This is a genomic window from Bradyrhizobium sp. BR13661 (assembly GCF_029892425.1).
GTDB lineage: Bacteria > Pseudomonadota > Alphaproteobacteria > Rhizobiales > Xanthobacteraceae > Bradyrhizobium.
Genome location: NZ_JARXWB010000011.1, coordinates 143,249 through 159,153 on the forward strand (window position 1 = coordinate 143,249; position 15,905 = coordinate 159,153).

The 15,905-nt window shown below is 62.9% G+C and carries 13 protein-coding genes and 1 tRNA gene; 3 read left to right on the forward strand and 11 right to left on the reverse strand.

The genetic code is table 11. The features are described from left to right. Positions 1–19 precede the first annotated feature (19 nt). From recQ to M2427_RS19710, 8 genes are all read right to left on the reverse strand, one after another. On the reverse strand, positions 20–1,882 hold the full coding sequence (recQ, locus tag M2427_RS19675) for a DNA helicase RecQ (RefSeq protein WP_280708209.1): 1,863 nt from the start codon (positions 1,880–1,882) through the stop codon (positions 20–22). 122 nt (positions 1,883–2,004) lie between these two features. Continuing rightward, entirely contained in the window at positions 2,005–2,748 is a 744-nt protein-coding gene (locus M2427_RS19680; RefSeq protein WP_280708210.1) for a polysaccharide deacetylase family protein, read from the reverse strand. 104 nt (positions 2,749–2,852) lie between these two features. Beyond that, positions 2,853–3,854, reverse strand: a complete 1,002-nt coding sequence (locus tag M2427_RS19685) for a homoserine O-succinyltransferase (RefSeq protein WP_280708211.1) — start codon at positions 3,852–3,854, stop codon at positions 2,853–2,855. A gap of 12 nt (positions 3,855–3,866) precedes the next feature. Beyond that, the gene (locus M2427_RS19690; RefSeq protein ID WP_280708212.1) at positions 3,867–5,168 is read right to left on the reverse strand and encodes an O-acetylhomoserine aminocarboxypropyltransferase/cysteine synthase; all 1,302 of its coding nucleotides are present in this window, start codon (positions 5,166–5,168) and stop codon (positions 3,867–3,869) included. Positions 5,169–5,445: 277 nt separating this feature from the next. Continuing rightward, entirely contained in the window at positions 5,446–7,002 is a 1,557-nt protein-coding gene (locus M2427_RS19695; protein WP_280708214.1) for an amidase, read from the reverse strand. Between the two features lie 226 nt (positions 7,003–7,228). Continuing rightward, positions 7,229–9,061, reverse strand: coding sequence for a carbamoyltransferase (locus M2427_RS19700; RefSeq protein WP_280708215.1), 1,833 nt, complete (start codon positions 9,059–9,061; stop codon positions 7,229–7,231). A gap of 9 nt (positions 9,062–9,070) precedes the next feature. Then, positions 9,071–9,220, reverse strand: a complete 150-nt coding sequence (locus M2427_RS19705; RefSeq protein WP_280708216.1) for a DUF5989 family protein — start codon at positions 9,218–9,220, stop codon at positions 9,071–9,073. Positions 9,221–9,229: 9 nt separating this feature from the next. Further along, positions 9,230–9,649, reverse strand: coding sequence for an SxtJ family membrane protein (locus tag M2427_RS19710; RefSeq protein ID WP_280708218.1), 420 nt, complete (start codon positions 9,647–9,649; stop codon positions 9,230–9,232). 293 nt (positions 9,650–9,942) lie between these two features. Between M2427_RS19710 and M2427_RS19715 the strand changes: the two genes are divergently transcribed. Both M2427_RS19715 and M2427_RS19720 read left to right on the forward strand, forming a co-directional pair. Next, positions 9,943–10,908: an SGNH/GDSL hydrolase family protein gene (locus tag M2427_RS19715; RefSeq protein ID WP_280708219.1), complete on the forward strand. Its 966-nt coding sequence runs from the start codon at positions 9,943–9,945 to the stop codon at positions 10,906–10,908. 323 nt (positions 10,909–11,231) lie between these two features. Continuing rightward, positions 11,232–12,683: a M14 family metallocarboxypeptidase gene (locus M2427_RS19720; RefSeq protein WP_280708303.1), complete on the forward strand. Its 1,452-nt coding sequence runs from the start codon at positions 11,232–11,234 to the stop codon at positions 12,681–12,683. A 39-nt stretch (positions 12,684–12,722) separates the two neighbouring features. Here M2427_RS19720 and M2427_RS19725 read toward each other — a convergent pair. After that, positions 12,723–12,812 (reverse strand) — tRNA-Ser (locus M2427_RS19725). Positions 12,813–13,008: 196 nt separating this feature from the next. Here M2427_RS19725 and M2427_RS19730 point away from each other — a divergent pair. Further along, on the forward strand, positions 13,009–13,350 hold the full coding sequence (locus M2427_RS19730) for a hypothetical protein (RefSeq protein ID WP_280708305.1): 342 nt from the start codon (positions 13,009–13,011) through the stop codon (positions 13,348–13,350). Between the two features lie 32 nt (positions 13,351–13,382). On the opposite strand, the gene M2427_RS19735 is transcribed toward M2427_RS19730, so the two are convergent. Continuing rightward, positions 13,383–14,846, reverse strand: coding sequence for a trehalose-6-phosphate synthase (locus tag M2427_RS19735; RefSeq protein ID WP_280708221.1), 1,464 nt, complete (start codon positions 14,844–14,846; stop codon positions 13,383–13,385). A 236-nt stretch (positions 14,847–15,082) separates the two neighbouring features. After that, on the reverse strand, positions 15,083–15,904 hold the full coding sequence (otsB, locus tag M2427_RS19740; RefSeq protein ID WP_280708223.1) for a trehalose-phosphatase: 822 nt from the start codon (positions 15,902–15,904) through the stop codon (positions 15,083–15,085). Position 15,905: the final 1 nt, after the last annotated feature.

Here is a 15,905-nt window from a genome sequence, read left to right on the forward strand (position 1 = left end):
ACGACCGTTGCGTTGCAAGCTACCGCGTCTTCACGATCTGCAACAACTCCTCGCCGTAATGCTCGAGCTTCTTGTCACCGATGCCGGGGACATTGCGCAGTTCGTCTAGCGTGGTCGGCCAGGCCCGGACGATGCCGTCGATGGTGGCATCGTGCAGCACGACATAGGCCGGCACACCGCGCTCGCGCGCCACTTCCGAACGCCAGGACCGCAGGCGCGCGCGCAATTCGGGATCGACATCGCCCTGCGGTGCGCTGGCCGCCGGCGCAAGATCGCCGCGGCGGGATTTTGCGCGGCTGGCGCGCACGCGCGTGGTGGGCGCCTCCTCGCGCAGCCACACCTCCGTCTCGCCGCGCAGGACGCCACGCGCGGAGTCGGTCAGCTTCAACCCGCCGAAGGCCTCGCTGTCGGCCTGCAAATGCCCCATTGCCACCAGTTGCCGGAGCACGGTGCGCCACTGCTTTTCGTTGAGCTCGCGGCCGATACCGAACACCGACAGCTTGTCGTGGCCGAACTGCGTCACCTTCTCGGTCAGGCGACCGATCAGCACGTCGATCAGATGCATCGCGCCAAAGCGTTGCCCGGTGCGATAGACGCAGGACAACAGCTTCTGCGCCAGGACCCTGCCCTCGCGCATTTTCGGCGGCGTGAGACAATTGTCGCAATTGCCGCAGCTCTCGCCATGCAGGGTCTCGCCGAAATAGGCGAGCAGCTGCTTGCGCCGGCACTGCGCCGTCTCGGCGAGGCCAACCAGCGCATCGAGCTTGCCGATCGACACGCGCTTGAAGTCGTCAGAACCACTGGACTCATCGATCATGCGGCGCTGCTGCACGATGTCGGAGAGACCATAGGCCATCCAGGCCGCTGACGGCTTGCCGTCGCGGCCCGCGCGACCGGTCTCCTGGTAATAGGCCTCGATGCTCTTGGGCAGGTCGAGATGGGCGACGAAGCGCACGTCGGGCTTGTCGATGCCCATCCCAAACGCAATGGTCGCGACGATGACGATGCCGTCCTCGTTGAGGAAACGGTCCTGGTTGCGCGAACGCACGCTGCTGTCCAGACCCGCATGATAAGGCAGCGCCGCGATGCCGGCCTCTGCGAGCGCGGCGGCGACCTCCTCGACACGGTTGCGCGACAGGCAATAGACCACGCCGGCATCACCGGCATGGCGTTCCCGGATGAACTCCTTGAGCTGCGACACTGCGTTGCGCTTGTCGACGATCTCGTAGCGGATGTTGGGCCGGTCGAAGCTGGAGACGAATTGCGGGCTGTCGGTCAGTTGGAGCCGCTGGACGATCTCCTTCCGCGTCAGCTCGTCGGCGGTCGCAGTCAGCGCGATGCGCGGCACGTCCGGGAAGCGCTCGGCGATGATGGAGAGGCCGACATATTCAGGCCGGAAGTCGTGGCCCCATTGCGAGACGCAATGGGCTTCGTCGATCGCAAACAGCGCGACCTTCGCCTGCGCCAGCATCGACAGGCAGCGCGGCGTGACCAGGCGTTCGGGCGCGACATAGAGCAGATCGAGATCACCTGCGATCAAGCGCCGCTCGATCTCGGAGGCTTCCTGGAACGACAGCGACGAGTTCAGCGCCGCTGCGTTGACGCCCGCTTCGATCAGGCCGGCGACCTGATCGCGCATCAGCGCGATCAGCGGCGAGACCACGATGCCGCAACCTTCGCGCAACAGCGACGGCAATTGATAGCACAGCGACTTGCCGCCGCCGGTCGGCATCAGCACCAGGCAATTGCCGCCGCCGGTGACGTGCCGGATGATTTCGCCCTGCGCCCCGCGAAAGCCCGGCAGGCCGAACACCGAATGCAACACCGACAGCGCATCGCGGCCTTCGGCCGGCGCGGGCAGCGGAGCGGTGGATGCGGACATGGGCGTGTCGGGGGCTTTTCGAGATTCGTCACAACGCCAGTCGCATGACCGCGCGGGCGTTGCAAGACGATTTGACGCGAGCGACGCTCCCTCTCCCCGTTCTTGCCGGGAGAAGTGAAAAGCTACGCCCCGATCCTGCGCAATGCCTCGGCAACCGTGACGATCGGCATGTTGCGCTTTTCCGCCGCCTTCAGCGCGTGGCGCAACAGGGCCGGCGTGCAGCCGTAAGGGCTCGGCGCATCGACGACGTCATGGCCGTAGAAGATCAGCCAGCCGCCGCTTGCGACTGCCTCGTCGAAATAATGGTCGACACCATCCGTATCGATCTCGCAATTGACCAGCGGCGAGGCGCGCAGGAACTGCAAATCGATGATTTCGCTGTTGACGCCGGGAAGGATACCCCGCGCCGAGCGGAAATTCCGGGCGAGCTGTGGTTTTCGCCAGACCGACGCCAAGCCATAGGGATAGGCGAAATTCTCGAGCCGGATCGAGGAATCGATGCCACGGAAATGGCTGCGGTTCCGCTCGATCTCGCGCGTCATCGCGACCTCGTCGAGATCGATCGCTCGCAAATGCGAGAAGGTATGGCAGCCGATCTCGTGGCCGCCGCGATGCAGCCGAATGATCGCATCGTTCGATAGACCGTGCCAATGATCCCCGGGCTGATCGATCAGACTGCCGGCGAGATAGAACGTGCCGCGCCCGCCATGCGCTTCCAGCAGCGAGGCGCCCTCGCCCGCGGCGCTGTCAGGCGCGTCGTCGAAGGTGAAGCTCACCATCGGCGCATGCGCCGGCAAGCGGTGCGGCGCGGCGCGGAAATGCCGGGCCAGCCGATTGCTCAATCGTCCGTTGAGAGCCGACAGCACGCGTGCATTCCCTGTAATTCCATATTTCCGCACTGAAACATTTGCGCGCGGTCCGAGGCAAGCTTAACGCCCGGGTAATCCTAACGCGGAACCAACAGCTCTGGTTAACGCGCGAGCAGCGACGCATCCGTATCCGCGCCGAGATATTGCAGCCAATTGCGGAAAAGCGCCGGCGCGGCGCTGCCGGCCGCAATGTCAGTGCGCAAGGTGAGTGCAGGCAACTCGTTGGTCAACGCCGGATGGCGCTGATGCCTCGCCCGCTTTTCGAATCGCACCAGCTTTTCTTCCGTCGCTGCGTCAAAATAGCTCACCGGGAGCGCCGGATAGACCTCCCGCTCGCGCGCGAGGAAGCGCCCGATGTCACGCAGATACTCCCGTTGCAGCGACAGCGCGTCATACTCGGGGTGGCCCTGGAAAAACACGAAGCGGCTGTTATATTGCCGAACAAAGACATCGACGCCGGCCCGGGCCGACAAGGTCAGCACCTGATAGCCGGCCTGCGTCAGATCGCTCTCCGTGACTTCGTTCAGGCGCGAATGCGAGACCTTGAGGGGCGCCGGCGCATCTCGGGTCAGCGGGTCGGTGGTCACTGCCGCGCAATCGAAGATGCCATGGCATTTGGATGGCAGGGGCTGCCGTTCGACGCGATCGAGATGGAGCACCGCCGCATGCGCGGCAAGGCATGACCAGATCGTCGAGCGCGTGTTGGTCCGGGCCCAGTCGATCAGCTCGGTGAGATCCCGCCAATACGGTTCCTGGTCGAGCTCGGGCGCGACGGGCTCGGCGCCGGTCACGATCAGCCCGTCGAACTTCTGGCGCTTGAGATCGGAGAGATCGGAATATTCGCTCTCGACATGCCACTTCGCTTCCGGCGAGCGTTTGACCGACGGCAGCGAGAAGCAATGGAAGCGGATGCGACGCGGCCCTGCGGCGGCCTGGAGCAGCTTCATGAACTGCCGTTCGGTCGCCTTCAGCGCCGTATCCGGCATGTTGTTGATCAGCCCAATGGTCAGTTCAGCGCCGCCGTGATCGCGCGCAAGATCGCCTTCGGCCGGCACCAGCGCCGGACTCGCGATACCTTGATCCCTGGCGATCAAGACGCTCATCGGATTGGTTGTCTACTCCGCGGCCTGGAGACGCGAGGCCGGACAGGCCTTTTCCAGCGCTTGGTCGATGTCCTCGATGATGTCTGAGGCATGCTCGATGCCGATCGAGAGGCGGATCGTCTCCGGCAGCACACCGGCTGCGCGCTGCTGCTCTGCCGACATCTGCCGGTGCGTGGTCGAGGCCGGGTGACAGGCCAGCGACTTGGCGTCGCCAATGTTGACGAGGCGTGTGATCAACTTCAGCGCGTCATAGAAGGCCTTGCCGGCCTCCATGCCGCCCTTGATGCCGAAGGTGAACAGCGAGGAGGCGTTGCCGTCGAGATATTTCTGGACCAGCGGAAAATAGGGGCTGTCCGGGAAGCCGGTGTAATTGACCCAGGCCACGCGCGGATCGTTGCGCAGGAATTCGGCGACCTTGCGGGCGTTCTCGCAGTGGCGCTCCATACGCAGCGCGACCGTCTCGATGCCCTGGAGCAGCAGGAACGCGTTGAACGGCGACAGCACCGAGCCCATGGTGCGCTGATAGACACTGCGCGCACGCTCGATATAGGCCGTCTTGCCGAAGCGCTCGGCGTAGACCAGGCCGTGATAGGAGGCGTCCGGCTTGTTGTAGGCCGGGAAGCGGTCGGCATGCGTGGCCCAAGGGAAGTTTCCGGAATCGACGATGGCGCCGCCGAGCGTGGTGCCGTGGCCGCCCAGGAACTTGGTCAGCGAATGCACGGCGATGTCGGCGCCGTAGTCGAACGGCTTGAGCAGGATCGGGGTTGCGACCGTGTTGTCGACGATCAGTGGCACGCCATGCGCATGTGCGATCTTGGCCAGCGCCTCGATGTCGCAGACATTGCCGGCGGGATTGCCGATGGTCTCGGCGAACACGGCGCGGGTGTTCTCGTCGATCAGCCTGGCGATCGCGTCAGGCGCGTCGCTCTCGGCGAAGCGGCCGATGATGCCCTGCCGCGGCAGGATGTGGGAGAGCAACGTGTGCGTGGTGCCGTAGAGCTGCGGCACGGAGACGATGTTGCCGCCGTGATCGGCGACATTGACGAAAGCGAAATGCAGCGCGGCCTGCCCGGTCGCGACCGCGAGCGCGCCGACGCCACCCTCGAGCTGGGCGATGCGCTTTTCCAGCACGGCGCTGGTCGGATTGGCGATACGGCTGTAGCGAAAACCTTCGGCCTCGAGATTGAACAGCGCGGCACCATGGTCGGCGCTGTCGAAGGCGTAGGCTGCGGTCTGGTAGATCGGCACGGCGACCGCGTGCGTGGTGGCCTCGGGCTCGTAGCCGGCGTGAATAGCAATCGTCTCGTTGCGCATCGTACCACCTCCGCGTGGGACGCGGCCCGCACTTATTGGCCTGTATGAGGCATGTGCGTTGTCCCGCCCTTCCTCTGTTAGAGGCGGGTGGTAAAGCGGACAATAATTCGCTTAGACATCGAGGAAGTAACCCTAATGTCTGTTGGCGAATTGGCTAAAGTTTAAGTCAATTTGTATTAACTACTGCGCTGGCGTCTCCGTGAAGCCAGCGCGCCTGTTTCGACGGCAGGATAGCGTAACAGGCTTCGCGCCGACGCACGAAGCCTCGAACGCCAAATCAGGTCATCGTTTCCCAGAGCCGATGGGTCAGCACGCCCGCGCGCTTCTCGATCGCGGCAGCGGCATCCAGCGCAAGATCCTCGCGGTAGCGACCGGCGATGAGCTGCACGCCGATCGGCTTGCCGTCGTGCACGGCCACCGGAACCACTGCGCCGGGCAGGCCCAGCACGTTGATCGCCGAGATGAAGCGGATCTCGCCCCAGAAGATCTCCTGCACGCGCTCGGCGCTGACGGTGTCGTCGCGCGGACCCGGCGTCGGCTTCACCGTGGTCGGTGTCACCACCACCGGATACTCCTCGAAGAACATTTGCCAGGCGCGAATATGACCACTGCGCGCAGCGGTGGCGCGCATCCAGGCGGGTAGATCGAGCACATTGGCCTTGATCTTCATGCCGTTCCACGCCTTGTGGAAGTCTTCCGACGTGACCTTCAGCATGCCGGCCTCCTGCATCACCACGGTCTCGTTGGTGATGATGTCGCACCAGGTCTGCCAGACGCCGTTGATGTCGGGCACCTCGACCTCGCTGACGCGATAGCCCGAACGCTCCAGATGATCGGCGGCCTGGCGCAGCGCCGCGCTGACCGACGGATCGACCCTCATATCACCGGGGATTTTTGCCAGCGCGACCTTGATCGGCCCCTTCGGCTTCGGCCCGATCAACGGCGCCGGCACCCACCAGGGATCGCGCGGATCGCGCTGGCTCATGACTTCCAACGCCAGTCGGACGTCGCCGACGTGGCGGGCAAGAGGTCCCTGCGCCGACATCAGATGCGCCAGCATCGGCCGCTCCGCCGTCGCGCTTGCGTTGAAGGCGGGGATGCGGCCCTGCGTCGGCTTGATCGTCGCAACGCCGTTGCAATGCGCCGGCCAGCGCAGCGACCCGCCGATATCGTTGCCATGCGCGATGGTGCCGATGCCGGCAGCAACCGCCGAACCCGCGCCGCCCGATGAACCCCCGCAAGTGATATCGGGATTCCAGGGATTGAGTGTCAGCCCGTGCAGCGGATTGTCGGTGAAGCCGCGGAACGAGAATTCCGGCGTGTTGGTGAGGCCGATGACGATCGCACCAGCCTTCTTCAGGTTGCGGACGACAGGCGAATCCGATGGCGCGATGAGGTCCTTGTTGGCGGGAACGCCGTTGAAATTCGGCCGTCCCTCGTAGTCGACGTTCTCCTTGATGGTCACGGGCACGCCGTGTAGCAGGCCAAGCTCGCCGCCCTTGGCGCGCTGCTTGTCCGCGGCATGCGCGGCCTTCAGGGCCTCCTCGCCGAGATCGACCACGACAGCATTCAGCCTGGGATTGACGGCATGCATCCGCTCCAGATGTGACTCCACAGTCTCGACCGCTGAGATAGCGCCGGAACGAATCGCAGCTGCGGTGTCCACGGCTGACCATTGCCAGGCCGGTCCCTTGGGACGACGGGCCGCGGTCTTCTTGACTGCTCTCTTGACCAGCTTTGCCGACGCCGCCTTGCGGACGGGTGCCGTCTTGCTCGCGGTCTTCGCCGCTTTCCTTTGAGCACTTTTCTTCTTGGTCGCCGTCGTCTTCGCCACGTCGCATCTCCTGAAATTGCGGCGCGGAGGTTACGGACGGCTTCGAGGCCTGTACAGCGGCGTTTCTGCATGGCGCATTGGCGCCAATGCGGCGAATTGTCAGGGGACCGATGCCCTCACACGGGCGGTGGGTTCGGTCGCGCAAATGCCTCCTGGATCCGATAGGGATAATAGGGATAGGGCGGCATGACCGCGCTGACTTCGTCGAGACGGCAGGGAGGACGCATCAGTCGAGTTCGAATCGGTTCTTGTAGTCGAGCTTCAGAGACGGCGACTGGTCCTCCTTCTTCAGGAAGCAATTGCCGATCACCAGCACCTCGATGTCGCTGCCCATGAAGCAGCGGAAGGCATCTTCCGGTGTGCACACGATCGGCTCGCCGCGCACATTGAAGCTGGTATTGACCAGTACCGGGCAACCCGTCGCGGCCTTGAAAGCGGTGAGAAGATCGTGAAATCGCTTGTTTGTGTCGGCATGCACGGTCTGGACGCGCGCCGAATAGTCGACATGCGTCACGGCCGGAATCTCGGATCGAGGAACATTGAGCCGCTCGATGCCGAACAGCTTTTCGGCTCCGGGATCGGCGGCCAGCCGGCACCGGGGCAGGACATCCGCGACGATCAGCATATAGGGGCTGTCCTCATCGAGCTCGAACCAGTCGGCGACATCCTCGCGCAGCACCGCTGGCGCGAACGGCCGAAAGCTTTCGCGAAACTTGACGCGCAGATTGAGCGAGCTCTGCATGGTGGGCGAGCGGGGATCACCGAGAATGGAGCGCGCCCCCAGCGCGCGAGGGCCGAACTCCATGCGCCCCTGGAACCATCCGACCGCCTTCTCCGCAACCAGCGCCTCAACGGTGTCGCGAATGACGGCGGCATCGTCGAGCTCAGCGAAGACGGCGCCGACTGCGCGCAGCCGATGTCCTATCTCGGACGGTGAGAAGGCCGGCCCGAGATAGCTCCCAGCCATGCCGTCCCCCGACGCTGAGATCCGGGGCTTGCCTGCGAACTGATGATAGGCCGCCAGCGCAGCGCCAACCGCGCCTCCGGCATCGCCCGCGGCCGGCTGGATCCAGATCTTTTCGAAATGTCCATCACGCAATATCTTGCCGTTGGCGACGCAGTTGAGCGCGACGCCACCCGCAAGGCAAAGATTTTTCGAGCGACCCTCGCGCGCCAGGCTGCGGGTGAGACGCAGCACAATCTCCTCGGTCACATGCTGGACGGATGCCGCCAGATCCATGTGACGCTGCTCCAGCAGCTCCGACGGATCGCGCGGCCTGCCGCCGAACAGGTCGTCGAAACGGCCATTGGTCATGGTGAGACCGGTACAATAGTCGAAATAGCCGAGGTCGAGCCTGAAGCTGCCGTCGTCCTTGAGATCGACGAGATGGTCGAGGATCAGGTCGGCATATTTCGGCTCGCCATAGGGCGCGAGCCCCATCACCTTGTACTCGCCGGAATTGACCTTGAAGCCGGTGTAATAGGTGAAGGCGGAATAGAGCAGCCCGATCGAATGCGGGAAGTTGATCTCGCGCCGCAAATCGAGCGTGTTGTCGCGGCCGAAGCCGGCCGACGTCGTCGTCCACTCACCGACGCCGTCGAGCGTCAGGATCGCGGACTCAGCGAAGGGAGAGGCGAAGAACGCCGAGGCCGCATGGCTCTGATGATGATCGGCAAACAGAAGCATTGCCTCCCAATCCACCGCGTCATCGATCTTGCGGAGGTGATTGCGGAGCACGCTCTTCTGAAACAGCTTTTCCTTGAGCCAGACCGGAATCGCCGTCCGGAATGACTGAAAGCCGCGCGGCGCAAAGGCAAGATAGGTCTCGAGCAGGCGCTCGAATTTCAGAAATGGCTTTTCGTAAAACACGACATGATCGAGCGCGCTTGCGCCGATGCCAACTTCCGCAAGGCAGTAGCGAATTGCGGAGGCGGGAAAATTGGGATCGTGCTTCTTGCGCGTGAATCGCTCTTCTTGCGCCGCCGCGACGATCTTGCCGTCAACCACGAGCGCCGCGGCGCTGTCATGGTAGAAGGCCGAGATTCCCAGGATTCGCATTTCGACTGCTCAGAACAGCGTATAAATAAAGGGCGCCAGGGCCGATCCCTTGGTCAGCACCAACATTCCGCCCAGAACAAGCATCACCGCGAAAATCGGAATCAGCCAGAATTTGCGGCGGGCTCGAATGAACGCAAACAACTCCCGGAGGAATGACATGTGGCGTGCCTAAAATTGCTGGCGCATCGATTCGGACGCGGGTCTCGGATCGGAACGGGGAAGCCAATAGGTCGGCAGCGCCCGATCGCGCGCGAGCCGGAGAAAATCCTTGCCGGACAATCGCATGATCCATCCGATCGGCAGGATCACGCCGAAGAACAGGATCGCCATGATGACCGGATTGACCACGCGATACATCAGAAGGCCGAGCTTCAACCAGGCGCGATTCGCGACCCCGAGCGTCCCCGGCCGCCAGAGCGTCACGCCCGCGAAAACCAGGGCAGCGCCGATCCAGAACGGCGCGTGCGACGAATGCTTGTAGAGACCAATGAGGCCAATCAGCGCGAATACCGACGCCATCGTGAAACCGAAATTGCGATTGCTCGGTCCAGCGACGATCTCGTCGTCGGACGATTCCAAAAACTGCATCGGTCCCCCTCCGCGCACCGTCTGGCCAAAGCTCTTTGCCTGGCATTGGCCGCTGCCAGTTTATCCGTCCAAGGCCTCAAAACTCAAGGCGATGGAGGACCGGATTCAGACCGGGGACTGCTTTTGCTGCACCACAATAAGCACGGCGAAGGACGCCAGGCTTTGACCTTCGGCGACGACCGCCGCTAAAAGGAGGTGAGATAGTACTCACAGGGTGCTAATCCCTGAGCGAGTGCAGATCGTTGTCGGTGTGATCTATACCCCAGCGCACCTTGTCACGCGGCGGAGCGGCCTTGAATCTCAAATCACTCGGCTCGACACTCGTCGTCATCCTCCTGTCACTACTCGCGGTCGAAGCCGCGCTCCGGCTTGCCGACTTCCGCGTGCTCCGCCAGGACGTGAGTGAGCGCTCACTGTCCTACGACTACGATGCCGAACTCGGCTGGATCCCGGTTCCCAATTCCGAAGCCGTCGTCACGACCGCGCGAACGATCCATGCCAGACACAACAGCCTCGGCCTGCGCGACATCGAGTATCGCCCCGATGGCAGGCAAATCGTCCTGTTCCTTGGCGACTCGTTCGTGTGGGGCGTCGATGCCGAGGCCAATGAACGCTTCACTGATCTGTTGAGGGAGCGGCTGCCGCGCCTCTCGATCGTCAATGCAGGTGTCTCCGGATATGGGACGGATCAGGAGCTGATCTGGCTGAAACGACTCTGGCCTACAATCAAGCCCGCCATTGTCGTGCTGGTGTTTTGCACCGACAACGACCGCCTCGACAATGGAACGAATGTCCGGTACGGCGGCTATCGCAAGCCCTATTTCGAGACGTCGGCTGACGGGACACTGATTGCCAGGGGGCAGCCGGTGCCCAAATCACTCAAACTGCTGATCCGCGATGAATGGCTGCCGCGTCATTTGCGGCTGGCGCGTCTGGCCTCGTTCGCCTATGTCGAACTCCACGCACCTCAGCTCTTCGTCCCCGACCCCACCGACAGACTGGTCGGTGCGATCGACGATTTCATTGCGAGCAACGGCGCCAGGCTGCTTGTCGCCCTGCAGCACAAGGACGATCAGCTCATCTCCTATTTGCAGCAGCGCCGGATCCCGTTCGTGACCCTGGACGGCGCACAGTCCTATGGCGCCGAGCACGGGGCGCATTTCACTCCTGAGGGCAATCGGTTCGTCAGCCAGTTGCTGGAGAGATTTCTGGGCGAGCAGGCCTCTCAATCCAGCCAGGCTGCAGGAGGACGAAACTGACCTTCGTCGTGCCTGGCCGACGTGAAACGAGTTGTGCATTCGCAGTCGGCCGACGTAACTTGTCTCGCGGTGCGCGCGGGCGGCTCGGGTCAACATTTCCGCGAGAGGGAGACCTCAGTTTGAGAACAGCGCGATTTTACCTGAGCCTGGGTGCGGCCCTGGTCTGGGGATGCTTCGTTCATGCAGACGGCCGCGCGCGCGCTGAAGACATCGCGGCCTTTCATCAGTCCGAAGCGTTGAAACAGCATTATCCTGACATCCCTGTCCCGATGAAAGCGCCGGCCCTCGCACCGGGCCGCAGCCAGTTGACCTCGCAAGAGGAAATGCTCGCCTTCCTCGCCGACCTCAGCGCGCGCTCATCGCATGCGGCCGTATCGATGATCGGCTCGTCGCAACAGGGGCGCGATATTCCGCTGGTGCTGCTGTCGAAGGAGGGCTTCACCGATCCCGAGCTATTGCAGAAGCTCGACCGGCCGGTGGTTTGGTTCATCGGCCAGCAGCACGGCAATGAACCTGCCGGCGGCGAAGCCATGCTTGCGTTGACGGCAGCTCTTGCGAATGGAGAGCTGACGCCGCTGCTCGATCGCGTGACGGTCGCAATCGTGCCGCGCGCCAATCCCGATGGCGCCGCAAATTTCCAGCGAGCCACCGCCAACCAGGTCGACCCCAATCGCGACCATGTCCTGCTGAGCACGCCGGAGAATGTCGCCATTCATCGCGCGATGCTGCGACTTCCGCCCGATGTCGTTTTCGATCATCACGAGTTTTCGGTCGCCCGTCGCTGGGTCGAGAAATTTGGCGGGGTGCAGCTAAGTGACGCCATGATCCTGTATGCAACCCATCCCGGCGTGCCGTCGAACATCGTCGCTTTGGCGAAGGACCTGTTCAAGCCGTCGATCGATCAGGCGATGCAAGCCTATGGGCTGACCAATATTCTGTACCACACCACCAGCTATAACGGGGCAGACAAGACAGTGGCGATGGGCGGCAATGCGCCCGGGATCGCTCGCAACACGTTCGGCCTGATGAACTCCGTCTCCTTTCTCATTGAAACGCGAGGCGTCGGCATCGGCATGGAGGATTTCGAGCGGCGCGTCGCCAGCCACTATGTCATCGCCCGTTCGGTTCTCCGCACGACCCATGACAATGCCGACCGCTTGCAACAAGCCCTCGCTCAGGCTCGCCGGAGCACTGCCGCAGCTTCAGACGATTTCGTGGTGGCGCATCGCTTGAAGCAGACGCAACTGCCGCTCCCGCTGCGCGATCCGCAAAGCGGCGAGGAGAAGGTTGTGACGGTGACGTTTCTGGACTCGCGCCAGATCGAGCCAACGGAGACGCGGGCACGTCCCGCCGGCTATGCGATACTTGATCGCACGGATGTCATTGCTGACAGGCTGAGGCTCAATCATGTGGCGATCTGTCGCCTGACGCAGGATGCGAATGTGGACTCGCAGGCCTATGCCGTGACAGGTGCAGGCGCTGCGACCGACAACGAGGACTTCATCGACAAGATCAATCCCAAGCAAGCCTTGCAGGTCAGGCTCGTTCCAATGCAACGCTCGATCCCAGCGGGAACGGTCTTTGTGACGATGTCTCAGCCTGCGGCCAGTTTGATTGCGGCCTCGCTCGAGCCGGATTCGCCCGGAAGCCTCTCAGGCGCCCTGATGTCGTGGGGGGATGCATCAAGCCCGCCTTTGCTGAGGGTGAACTCCGTCAAAGGCCTTCGGCTCGCTCCTCTGGGCGACGGCGATTCATCGGTTTGTCGGCAGGACTAGGGCCGCGTCGGCCCACCAGCGAGGCGGAACTCTGCGCTATGGCGGAGAGAGTGGGATTCGAACCCACGGTACGGTTTCCCGCACACACGCTTTCCAAGCGTGCGCCTTAAGCCACTCGGCCATCTCTCCGGAGCGCCCTCTCTTGAAGGGGCGCCGGTGATTTTGCAAGAGATCGCAGGTAAATCGGGTGAATTTTCCGCAACCTGTTGTATTTAAATAGGAATATACGGTGTTGCGGGACTGCTGGGAACCCGTTTCAAGCTGAACCCGTCGCGGGTTTGGAGCGACGATTCACTAGAAGACGCCAAACATGACCGGGGACGCCATGATCATCCGCAGGACCCTCGCCGCACTCAGCATGATTTCGACCCTTGGTGCTGGCTTTACGGCGCCCGCTCAGGCCCAGGCCTGCAGCCGCCAGGGCGTCGATGTGACCTGCGATGATGGCCGGCGCGGGGTGCTTTCGGGCGATGCCATCCTCTGGCCGGACGGGACGCGCTCGAGCTCGACGCCGCATCAGAGCGTGATCATCGGCAACAAGAGCTCGGTGCATGTCGGGCCCGGCGTGTTCGTCGGCCAGGGCAAGGGCATGGTGCCGATGGATGATCCCAACGCGCCGAACAAGCGGCAATGCGCGATCCTGGATGGCGTTTCGTATTGCTATTGAGGCTCGCTGTTCGAGCTCCTCTTGCGAGCCTCTCAAATCAACCGCACGCCTGAGATCGCCGATTTGAGCCAGCGCAGCGCCTGCGGCGGCTGTACTGCAAGCGGCGCAACTGCGACTTTCTCGGTGCGGCACTTCTCGAGCTCGGCTACGAAATCCGACGACCATTGCTGGATGGTGTGGCCGCGCAATGTCTTCATCATTGCGTCCCATCGCATCTTGCGCTCGGTGAGCGGCATCGCAGCGGCGACCGCGATCGCACGCGCCATGCCGTCGATGTCGTGCGGATTGACTAGCAGCGCGGTATCGAGCTCGTTGGCTGCGCCCGCGAATTTCGAGAGCACCAGCACGCCGGGATCGGCCGGGTTCTGAGCTGCGACATATTCCTTGGCGACAAGATTCATGCCGTCATGCAGCGGCGTCACCACGCCGACCTGCGCAGTACGATAGAGGCCTGCAAGCACCGCCTGGCTAAAACCCTTGTTGAGATAGCGGATCGGCGTCCAATCGACCTCGCCGTGACGGCCGTTGACGTCGGTGACGAGGCGCGCGACCTCGTTCTGGAGATTGCCATAAGCCTCGATGCCACCTCGCGACGGATTGGCGATCTGCAGCAGCGAAATGCTGCGTGCGAACTGCGGCTGCTCGGTCCAGAGCCGGTCGAACGCGCTGATGCGGTTGACCAGCCCCTTGGAATAGTCGAGCCGGTCGACCCCGATCGCAAGCCGCTCGCCGTTGAGGCTGCGGCGCAAACGTGAGACGTCCGGATGCGCGGCCGACTTCGCGGCATAGGCTGCAAACTTCTCCGCATCGATCCCGATGGGAAACACCTCACAGCGCGTGCGCCCATGCTGCGAGAGCACGACACCATCCTCGATGATGAGGCCGAGCTCGCCGCCGGCATAGCCGAGAAAATTCTGGCAATCCGCCTCGGTCTGGAAACCAAGCAGATCATAAGCAAGCATCGCCGTGATCAGCTCACGATGATTGGGCACGCCCTGCATCACCGCGGCGACCGGCCACGGCGTATGCAGGAAGAAGCCGATGGGATCATCGACGCCCAGATCGCGCAACTCCGCGCCGAGCGCGAGGAAATGATAATCCTGCACCCAGAACCCGGTCTGCGGTTTGCGAAAGCGCATCAAGGCACGCGCCATGAACGCGTTGACCTCGCGATAGCTGACATAGTCTTCGCGCGACACGCGGATCAGATCGCTGCGGGAGTGCAGCGCCGGCCACAGCGCCGAATTGGCAAAGCCTTCATAGTAGCCGCCGTAATGCGCCGCCGGCAGATCCAGCGTCGCAATTGCGCCGGAGCCCAGAGCTTCGATCTCGGCGAACGGTTCCTTCTGGTGACCATCCCGCACGCGGCCGGAGGATCCCACCCAGATCGCACCCGAATGCTCGACAACGGGAAGCAATGCCGCCGCAAGGCCGCCCGTCATCGGCTCGTTCGGTTTGCCGCGCGCAACTCGATTTGAAACGACGATCAAGTTCACAGGTCGTCCCCTCCTGTTCATTCCACCCCGTTTAACTGCCGTTCATCAATATGGTTCCTGTCATCATTTCTTCGGATTGAAACCAAAATCGGGCGCGCGCGTCGGAACCAGTTTCCCACGAGGGAACCCGGCGATTTCGCTCAGCAAAGATGGATTTTCGGCGACGTTGCGCGGCACGAATAACGCATGCGACGAGACGATCACGAGCGATAATATGGCGCAGAGATGTCCGAGCCTTATTCCAGCCGTGTGTCGTCGAGCAGGCGCGCAAGGAACGCGCGCACATCTTTTGGCGCATCGAAATGACCGTTGACGCCGATGGCGCGACGACCGACTGAGAAAGACAGCCCATTCATGTCGGGCATGATGGCGAATACACTCTCATCAGTCACGTCATCGCCGATGAAGATCGGTCGGCGTCCGCGGAATGGCTCGCGCTTCATCAGCTCGCGCACACCGGTTGCCTTGGTGAAGCCGGAATGCTTGATCTCGCAGACGAACTTTCCAGGCAACACCTCGATCGGCGCGTTGGGCAGATCGGCGCGGATCAGCGAAACGGCTTCATAGATCGCTTTCTCCGCATGCGGCGCGAGGCGATAATGCAGCGCCAATGAATAGCCCTTGTCCTCGAGCAGGATGCCGGGGCTGAGCTTCGCGATCGCCGCGAGGCGCCGCTTCAGCTCCTTGTCCATCGGCGGTGCATGCACGTCATCCGCCTCGTTGTCCACCGACAGCCGCATCTCCGCGCCGTGACCGGCGACCGCGCGAAACACGTCGGGCGCGAAGATCAGGTCGATGTCGTTGAGCGACCGTCCGCTGACCATGGCCAGCGCGCCCGAGGTACGCTCCGTCAGTAGTTTCAGCGTCTCAGACAGGCCGGGCGGCACCCAGACCTCGCGTGGCGTCGGCATCAGGTCGAGCAGCGTGCCGTCGATGTCGAGCAGGATCGCGGTCTCGTCGAGATGCGGGACGAGTGCATGGGGCACAGGCACCGCATCGGGCGCTTCATCTTCCGGCATGGCGCGCTTCTCTTCCGGATCAGCGAGTTCAGATGTCATA